The sequence below is a fragment of the Bathymodiolus azoricus thioautotrophic gill symbiont genome, from assembly GCF_001298715.1.
Lineage (GTDB): Bacteria > Pseudomonadota > Gammaproteobacteria > PS1 > Pseudothioglobaceae > Thiodubiliella.
In genome coordinates, this window is the sequence record NZ_CDSC02000312.1 from 1 (window position 1) to 8,461 (window position 8,461).

The 8,461-nt window shown below is 38.8% G+C and carries 11 protein-coding genes; 3 read left to right on the forward strand and 8 right to left on the reverse strand.

Annotated features, from left to right (window positions below; genetic code table 11):
- Both rsmB and BAZSYMA_RS06030 read right to left on the reverse strand, forming a co-directional pair.
- Positions 1 to 1,242, reverse strand: a 1,242-nt coding sequence (gene rsmB, locus BAZSYMA_RS06025; RefSeq protein ID WP_143243123.1) for a 16S rRNA (cytosine(967)-C(5))-methyltransferase RsmB, incomplete at its 3' end; no start/stop codon positions are given.
- Positions 1,232 to 1,951, reverse strand: a complete 720-nt coding sequence (locus BAZSYMA_RS06030) for a DsbC family protein (protein ID WP_090716688.1) — start codon at positions 1,949 to 1,951, stop codon at positions 1,232 to 1,234. The genes rsmB and BAZSYMA_RS06030, both read right to left, overlap by 11 nt.
- A 62-nt stretch (positions 1,952 to 2,013) precedes the next feature.
- Between BAZSYMA_RS06030 and BAZSYMA_RS06035 the strand changes: the two genes are divergently transcribed.
- Together BAZSYMA_RS06035 and ppnP are read left to right on the forward strand one after the other, a co-directional pair.
- Positions 2,014 to 3,342: a leucyl aminopeptidase gene (locus BAZSYMA_RS06035; RefSeq protein WP_090716691.1), complete on the forward strand. Its 1,329-nt coding sequence runs from the start codon at positions 2,014 to 2,016 to the stop codon at positions 3,340 to 3,342.
- 8 nt (positions 3,343 to 3,350) lie between these two features.
- Complete coding sequence (gene ppnP, locus BAZSYMA_RS06040; RefSeq protein WP_090716694.1) at positions 3,351 to 3,662, forward strand: pyrimidine/purine nucleoside phosphorylase; 312 nt, start codon at positions 3,351 to 3,353, stop codon at positions 3,660 to 3,662.
- On the opposite strand, the gene BAZSYMA_RS06045 is transcribed toward ppnP, so the two are convergent.
- From BAZSYMA_RS06045 to BAZSYMA_RS06070, 6 genes are all read right to left on the reverse strand, one after another.
- Positions 3,659 to 4,600, reverse strand: coding sequence for an MBL fold metallo-hydrolase (locus tag BAZSYMA_RS06045; RefSeq protein ID WP_090716696.1), 942 nt, complete (start codon positions 4,598 to 4,600; stop codon positions 3,659 to 3,661). The two genes, ppnP and BAZSYMA_RS06045, sit on opposite strands and share 4 nt — an antisense overlap.
- Before the next feature lie 67 nt (positions 4,601 to 4,667).
- Positions 4,668 to 5,312, reverse strand: a complete 645-nt coding sequence (locus tag BAZSYMA_RS06050) for a DUF302 domain-containing protein (protein ID WP_090716698.1) — start codon at positions 5,310 to 5,312, stop codon at positions 4,668 to 4,670.
- A gap of 110 nt (positions 5,313 to 5,422) precedes the next feature.
- Positions 5,423 to 5,827 (reverse strand): CBS domain-containing protein, encoded by a 405-nt coding sequence (locus BAZSYMA_RS06055; protein ID WP_090716701.1) that lies wholly within the window; start codon positions 5,825 to 5,827, stop codon positions 5,423 to 5,425.
- Positions 5,827 to 6,177, reverse strand: a complete 351-nt coding sequence (locus BAZSYMA_RS06060; RefSeq protein ID WP_090716702.1) for a P-II family nitrogen regulator — start codon at positions 6,175 to 6,177, stop codon at positions 5,827 to 5,829. Before BAZSYMA_RS06060 ends, BAZSYMA_RS06055 begins: the two co-directional genes overlap by 1 nt.
- Positions 6,177 to 6,917, reverse strand: coding sequence for a DUF1538 domain-containing protein (locus BAZSYMA_RS06065; protein ID WP_090716704.1), 741 nt, complete (start codon positions 6,915 to 6,917; stop codon positions 6,177 to 6,179). The genes BAZSYMA_RS06060 and BAZSYMA_RS06065 overlap by 1 nt, the downstream gene beginning before the upstream one ends.
- The gene (locus BAZSYMA_RS06070) at positions 6,911 to 7,639 is read right to left on the reverse strand and encodes a DUF1538 domain-containing protein (RefSeq protein WP_090716707.1); all 729 of its coding nucleotides are present in this window, start codon (positions 7,637 to 7,639) and stop codon (positions 6,911 to 6,913) included. Before BAZSYMA_RS06070 ends, BAZSYMA_RS06065 begins: the two co-directional genes overlap by 7 nt.
- A gap of 24 nt (positions 7,640 to 7,663) precedes the next feature.
- Here BAZSYMA_RS06070 and pabC point away from each other — a divergent pair.
- Positions 7,664 to 8,461 (forward strand): aminodeoxychorismate lyase (gene pabC, locus BAZSYMA_RS06075; RefSeq protein WP_090716709.1); only part of this gene is annotated, 798 nt, incomplete at its 3' end.

Genomic DNA, 8,461 nt, shown 5'->3' on the forward strand with positions numbered 1-8,461 from the left:
TTCTACACCAGTTTTTTTGAGTATGGCGTAATAGAAGCCATCAAACTCATAACAGGGTATTTGCTGTTTGCCATGAGTGGTTTCAAGCCCCCAATCAAGCGTGATTTTCTCCTCTATTGCATCATCTGAGTGGTTTTGTAAAAACTGCGCAATTTGCTCTTCATTTTCACTTTTTAGGATGGAGCAAGTGACATAGAGTAATGTTCCACCTGGCTTAAGCATTGTCCATAAATTATTGAGAATGTCTTTTTGTAAGGTAACCAAGGCGCTAATATCTTTGGGTTTGCGTAGTAATTTGATATCAGGATGACGACGAATAACGCCAGTGGCTGAACAGGGTGCATCAAGTAAAATTTTGTCAAAATGTTGCCCATCCCACCAATCTTGTGTTTGTGCTTTTCCTTGAAAAAGCGTGATATTTTTAATACTAAACCGCTCAATGTTTTCTTGCACGCGTTTAAGTCTATTAGCGTCACTGTCTAATGCAATAATCTTAGATAGGGGTGCTAGCTCACTTAAGTGTGTAGTCTTTCCACCTGGTGCACAACAGGCATCTAAAATTAAGTCAGTGTTTTTTGGATTTAATAGTGGTGCAGCTAATTGCGCTGAAGCATCTTGTACAAAACATGAGCCTTTATCGAAATTTTGAAGGTGATAAACATTAACGGCTTGATTTAATAGTCGTGCCTGTGGTGCGACTTTAATGTTGGTGGCATCAAGATGTGTGTCAATATTATGCTGTGGATGCAAGCGAAGTGTCATGGGTGCTTGGGTGTTATTTTGGATAAATATTTTCTCAAAATTATCAGGGTAAGTTTGCTTGATTTTTTTTAACAGCCAAGTTGGGTGTGAGTGATGCGTTTGCGTTAAAATTCTATCTTTATCACGCTGGATTTGTCTAAGGATGGCGTTGACTAATTTTTTTGCCCAAGGCTTATCAAGCCCATCAGCAATATCAACAGTCTCATAAATACTGGCGTGCTGTGCAATATTAGAATGAAGTATTTGATAAGCACCGAGTAACATTAGACAATGGATGTCTAAGTCTTCTTTTTCAAGTGAATGCTTTAACAACCCAGAAACAATGTCATTGAGTTGATGATAAAAACGAATGGTGCCAAAAGCCAAAGACTTTGTTAGTGAACTAACATCTTGCGGATAAGCAAAAGCAGAAAGTGATTTTTTTTCTAAAACAACCCAAATAATCGCCTTTAAAGCGAGTACTCGAGTGCTACTCTCCAAGCGTTTGTTTGATTATTTTCAAGAGTTTAGTGGCAGGTAAGTAACCTGGAATATGCGTGCCATCAGATAGAAAAATAGCGGGTGTACCCTGTACGCCTAGTTGCTGTGATAGTTGCAATTGCTGTGCAACAGGATTAGCGCAGTCGCTTGAGTTAGGTACGATATTCTTGGTTTTGTAGTCATTCATTGCCTTGAGCTTGTCTTTTGCACACCAGATTTTTTCCATTTTTCCTTGTGCTGCCGGGTGTAGCGATGCCAGTGGTGAAGCAAGATATTTTACTGTAATACCCAGTTCATTCATCTTGGGGACCTGTGCGTGGAGTCTTTTACAAAATGGGCAATCAACATCAGTAAATACATGGACACTATATTTTTCATTGTTTGCTGGATAGATAACCTTATCCTTGTCAGCAATGGCATTAATTAAAGATTGTTTGAGTGCATTAACACGAGTGCTAGACTTTAAGGGAGCAAGCGTTTCTAAATTAAGGACATCGCCTTTAATTAAGTATTTTCCGTCAGCTGAAACAAGTATTGAATCAATGGGGTTGTGGAGAATGACTTCATACACGCCGTTAAAGGGTGTTTTCATAATATCTTTGTGTTTAACTTCCCCAAAAAAACGGTTGAGTCCATTTGCGATATCAGCCTTATTGGCAAAAGAAATATTGGTAATTAGGAGTGAAACAACGAATAATAATTTAAACATACAATGGCGGGGTGTGAAATGGTAAAATTATACGCATTTTATAAGAATGGATTGTAATAATAATGAAATTTAAAATTAATAAATTTACCACAGAAGCACAAGTCGTTTTTGATAAGACGCTTAAATTGAACAAGGTGGAATTTGAGGGCGCTAATAAACTAAAAATTGGACTAGGAGAGCAAGCACTTAATGGGAAAATGCTACAAAAGTTGGCAACGACTTTGGCAAATACTGCCAATCAGTTCAATTTAAAAGCGTTGTTTTTACCTGTGCTTATCTCTGTTGAAGCTGATGATTTTGTTTATATTGTCACTCAAGCGATAGCGAATAATGACTATCAAGTGCAAAAAATTGATGCAGAGACGCCTAAGGAAAATGCATTGCAAAGCGTCACCTTTGAGAGTGGTAAGCAAAGTAGTATTGATAAGGCGTTGGCAACTGTCAATGGTATGGCGCTTGCTCGTACATTGGGTGATATGCCTTCTAATATCTGTACACCCACTTATTTAGCACAAACAGCGCAGGAGTTGGCAAAAGAATTTAGGCTTAAATGTGAAGTGCTGGAAGAATCCGATATGTTGGCACTTGGTATGGGTTCGTTGTTGTCGGTTTCTAAGGGTTCAATTGAGCCGCCAAAATTGATTAGCCTAAGTTACCAAGGTAAGGGTAACGCCAAACCGATTGTTTTGGTGGGTAAGGGTGTGACTTTTGATAGTGGTGGTATTTCTCTTAAGCCTGGTGCAGGCATGGATGAAATGAAATACGATATGTGCGGTGCAGCTTCTGTACTTGGGGCGATGCGTGCGGTAGCTGAGATGAAACTTAAAGTTAATTTAACCATTGTGGTGCCAGCGGTTGAGAACATGCCAGCACACAATGCATCAAAACCAGGCGATGTGGTGAAATCAATGTCAGGGCAAACCATTGAAATTCTCAATACCGATGCTGAAGGGCGTTTAATTTTGTGCGATGCACTAACTTACGCGCAAAAATTTGATCCAGCAGTGGTGATTGATGTTGCAACTTTAACAGGAGCGGTAATTATGGCATTAGGCAAGCATCACTCAGGTGTGATGGCGAATGACCAGAGCTTGGCTGATGATTTGATTGAGGCAGGCAAAAGTGCGATAGACACAGCGTGGCAGTTGCCACTTGACGATGAATATGATGAATTACTCCAATCAAATTTTGCCGATATGGGTAATATTGGCGTGTGTGGGGGAGGTAAGGCAGGTAGTGTAATCGCTGCTTGTTTTTTGTCTAGATTTACCAAAGATTATCGTTGGGCACACCTAGATATCGCAGGTACTGCATGGGTAAGTGGCGCCAAAAAAGGTGCAACAGGTAGGCCAGTGCCATTATTAACACAATATATTTTGAATCAAATTTAAGAAGAATTATGTCAAGTTTTGAAAATGTAAGCGTTGTTAAAGCTGCCAATATTTATTTTGATGGCAAGGTGAGTAGTCGTACTATTGAGTTTTCCGATGGTAGCAAGAAGACTTTAGGTATTATGATGGTGGGTGATTATGAGTTTGATACCGATGATAATGAATTGGTGGAAATTCAAGCGGGTGAGGTAGATGTGTTATTGCCTAATGAAAGTAAATGGCAAACTTTTACCAAAGGCACTTCATTTGAAGTGCCAAAAAATGCTAGCTTTAAGCTTAAAGTAAAAGAAGTGCTTGATTATTGCTGTTCTTACTATTAACTTTTATCAAGCCAAACACCTAAGCCTTGAGCGCAGATTTCTAAGTCACCTTTAAAAACCTTAATTTGTTGAGTTTCATCTAAGACAACACCATGTTGCTTAGCAATCTCTAATAAGTACTCAAGCAAAGTTTGTTTAATGGCTTTATGACGATTTACATGGCCCTGCATTTGTTTAGCAATATTAGTAAAGCCATCAATATGCGCTATCAACATATCAGCAGATTTTTGTGTGAATTCGATGCGGTTAAAATGCGTTAAGTAAGCGTATTTTGGTTGCAATTCCATCAGTTGTTTAAGGGTATTTTTCCAGGCATCGGGGTCAAATTGAATTGGTGTCGTTGGCGGGAAAATTAATTCTCCTTGCGTGGTGTCAAGCTCTCTGTAACTTACACCCAAGGTATCACCAGAGAAAATGCCACGGGATTTTTCATCCCAAATACATATGTGGTGTCTAGCATGACCAGGGGTGTCAATGAATTTTAGTGTGCGCTCGCCAAGTGTGATGTTATCAAAGTCTTTTGCAATGGTAATTTTATCTTTAGGTACTGGGATTAAATCGCCTAAGCATTGCTTGAAGAACAATTCACCATATACCTTAATCACCCCAGAGCGTAATTTTGATGGGTCAATTAAGTGGTTTGCACCGTATTCATGTACAATGATTTTAGCATTGGGTAGGTACTTGATTAACTCACCTGCACCACCTGCGTGGTCAAGATGAATATGGGTTAGAATAATGTAATCGACATTTTCTCGTTTAATGTTTTTTTCATCAAGTGTTGCAAGTAGCATCGGTACCGACAGATAACAGCCAGTATCCACAAAAGCGGCGCGTTTATTGTCTTCAATCAAATAAGCGGCAACAAAATCATTGCGTATATGCTGTGTGTCAATACAAGTAACGCCAAAATCAAGGTCAAAGTAAATGGGTTTCATAAGTGTGTTATTTTAAGCAATAAAAAACCATTCAAAAGAGCGGTTTTTAAAATAACCACAGACTTTTTTAGAAGTCGCCTGTTGCACCGGCTTGTTGAATAGCATCAATTGTTGCTTGGACTGCGATTGCTTTTTTGAGTAATTCAGGTGGTAATGGTGCACCACCATAAATCATGAGGTCCATATCTAAGGTGTAAATCCATTTTTTCCCTTGTTTGTCTTCAATCACTGCAAGACGACAAGGCAGGTATGCTGAGAATGCATCTGAATGGTCAACCATTGTCATCGCTACTCTAGGTGAGCAGTATTGATAAATCTTTAAATAACGCTGCTTTTCACCCGTTTGTAATTCAACCATTTCTGAAAGTGGTAACATACCCACCGAACGAATACTTCTTTCTATTGCAACAGATTCCATTGCTTCTTCTATATCTTCGTTTGAAAGGTCATCAGCCACTGGAATGCGTACGACAGAGGCCATAGTGATATCACCAGTATCAAGCAGTTTGTTGGTCATTGGCATATAAACTTTTTCCATTGCATCTGGGTGTAGCGTTGGTGAAATCATCTCGCTGATAACTTTGCTGGTTACGCCGTATTGCACTTGTAATGACACTATGTAGTAAGTTGCGATTGCACCAATTGCAATTAATATCCACTTAATTAGATATAAAACAAAACCAAAAAAAGTTATTTTTAGAGTGTTATTCATTTTTATTTCCTCTCATTAAAAGTTAAAACAATGATGCATTCTAACAGTTTGCTTATATAGTGCAAATGTATCAGTATATGATAATTTTCTTATATAGATGATGCTTGGGACTATACTATATGCAAGCCATTTAGCACAATATTAGTCAAGCTAACCACACCCACTATTTTTCCGTTGTCTAACACCGGACAACGAGATAAACCAAGGCGAGTCAATAGCCTAGCACAATAACGAATATCCATATCGGAATGGACAGAAATAACAGGTTTGGTCATGATTTCATAGACATTAACACGCTCAAGCGCTCGGTCTTTAGCAATAACTTTAGAGGCGATATCGGCAATTAATACTACGCCATATTCATCATAATCATGAGATTTATCAACCAAAAGCATTTTGGTTTTTTTGTGTTGCATATCATTGAGTGCATTTTGTACGGTGCATTTTGAATCGACAATATCGACTTGCGTCCACATAATATCTTTTACTAAGGTGGGTGCTGTATTATTTATCATTATATTTTCTCCTCTACTGTGTGTGTTAGTGCTTGAATCTGATGGACCACGCCAAGTGCATCCTCTACATCAATTTGAAAGGCGATGCCCTCTTGAGCATTGCATTCGAAATCTCCCGCTTGCGCAATGATTTCTAATATGTCTCTAGAAAGGTGTTGCTCCACGAGTAGTAATAGTACATCTCTTGGCGTTTCAATGTTGAGCCCTAGAAATGTTTTGTTGTGTTTCAAACCCTCACCTCGGGCTTGAGAAATGATGGTTGATCCTGTAGCGCCCTTATCTCTAGCTGCTTCAAGGATTAATTCAGTTTTGTTGCTATCAACAAAGGCAATAATCAGTTTAAAGTGCATTATTTTTTTCTCCTATTTAAAAAATCTGTTATTTGTGCATATGCCAGCACACTCATAATCGGGAATAATGAAGCAAAGGCAATCAGTCCAAAGCCATCAATAATTGGGTTTCTCCCCTCAATTGTACTTGCCAAACCCAAACCCAGGGCGGCAACCAAAGGCACAGTAACGGTAGAAGTGGTTACCCCGCCCGTGTCATAGGCCAAAGCAATGATATTTTTTGGCGCAAAATAGGTTTGTATTAACACAATCACATAACCCATAATAATAAAATAGTGAATTGGTAACCCAGCTACAATACGGAAACTGCCCAATGAAATACCCACTGCAACACCGAGTGCCACGGTAATACGAAGTGACCAAACTTTAATAAAACCACCCGATACCTGATTGGCTTTGATGGCAACAGCCAAGAGTGAAGGCTCAGCAATGGTGGTGGCAAATCCAATGGCAAAGGCGAAAATATACACCCAATAGTAACTGCCCCAATTAGTATTAGTGCCAATAAAATCAACACTGGTAAGCTGGTCTGCCATGAGTTTTCCAAGCGGAAAAAGTGCTTTTTCCAGCCCAACAATAAATAAAGTCAGCCCAATCCACACCAAAACAAAGCCAATAATGACCTGCTTTAAATGCGGAATTTTCTGTTTAAGGATAAGAAATTGAAAGCCAAATAATACCAAAGCAATAGGGGCTACATCCCAAAGCATGTCAACAAAGGGTTGAAATAAATCTACCATAGCATGCCAAAAATCATCACAGCAATAATCGGTAATAGTGAGGCAATGGCAATCATACCAAAGCCATCAGTCATTGGATTTCTACCACGAATTGAACTTGCTAAACCAACGCCCAATGCAGTTACCAGTGGCACAGTAATAGTACTAGTGGTAACGCCACCAGAATCATAAGCGATACCAATAATATTGTCAGGTGCAAAAGCGGTGGTAATAATAACCCCTAAATAGCCACCGATAATTAAGTAGGTTAGCGACCACCCCTTGATGATGCGCAATACGCCCAACAGCACTGAGAATCCGACTGATATTGCTACTGTATAGCGAAGCATTTGTGCATAAGGTTGTAATTCTATTTCTTTTATTAAGCCACCGAGTTGTGCTACATTGGCAGCCTCATTGGCAACTGCAATGAGTGCGGGTTCTGCTACTGTGGTGCCAAAGCCGAGTGCAAAGGAAAATACCAGTAACCATATTATTGAGCCTTTTTTTACAAAGGCAAATGCCAAAGCCTCACCAATTGGAAAGAGCCCTAGATTTAAACCATAGACAAATAAAGTTAAACCCAATAGGACAAAGCCTGTGCCAAGAACGATGTCGAAAAGGTTGGGAATGTTTTGTTGCAGCACAACGAGTTGAAAAAAACCAATTACCAATACAATCGGAGCCAAGTCTTTGGCGCTGTCTAATAAGTTGTGACTAAATACTTTGAGTATTTTTTTCATGAAGGTCTCATTATAATGTAAGCTATGAAAGAAGTCGTTTTAATTAATGGAAAGCAACAATCTACACTCAGCGTTTTTAACCGCCTGATTCAATTCGGCGACGGTTTGTTTGAAACCTGCGTGGCTGAAAATACCAGCTTATTATTTTGGTCACAACATTTTGAGCGATTAGAAAAAGGGCGCATACAGCTAAAAATCAATCCAGTGAGTGAAAAAGTGTGGCTAGAAGATATTAGTGCGGCACTAAGAGTTGCTAACATGACTAATGCAGTGGTAAAAATTATCCTTTCTCGTGGTGAAAGTAGGAGGGGCTATGGGTTTGAAGAGTACATAAAGCCAACGCGACTTGTTATTGTATCTATGATGCTAGAAGTACCGAGTGAATATACACTGAGTATTTGTCACAGTGGCTATGCCAACAATCAATTATTGTCTAATATCAAGCATTGTAATCGCCTTGAGCAAATATTAGCACGCAGTGATTTGAGTGCTGATGAGTGCATTATGTTAGATGATAATGATTGTGTTATCTCAGTCACGCAAGGGAATATTTTTGCTATAAAGCATAGAGTATTATTAACACCAAATTTAGACAAATGCGGTATTGCAGGTACGCGTCGTGCTATGGTATTGAAAATTGCCGGTGAATTAGGCTTACAAGTTAGAATAGAGCCATTAATATTACAAGAATTACTGGAATGTGATGAGGTGTTTATTACCAATAGTGTGATTGGCATTAAAACAGTTGCCTCTATTGGTGAAAAATTTTTTACACAACAAATCATAACTCAAAAATTAATACAAATTTTTAAGAAAATTAAA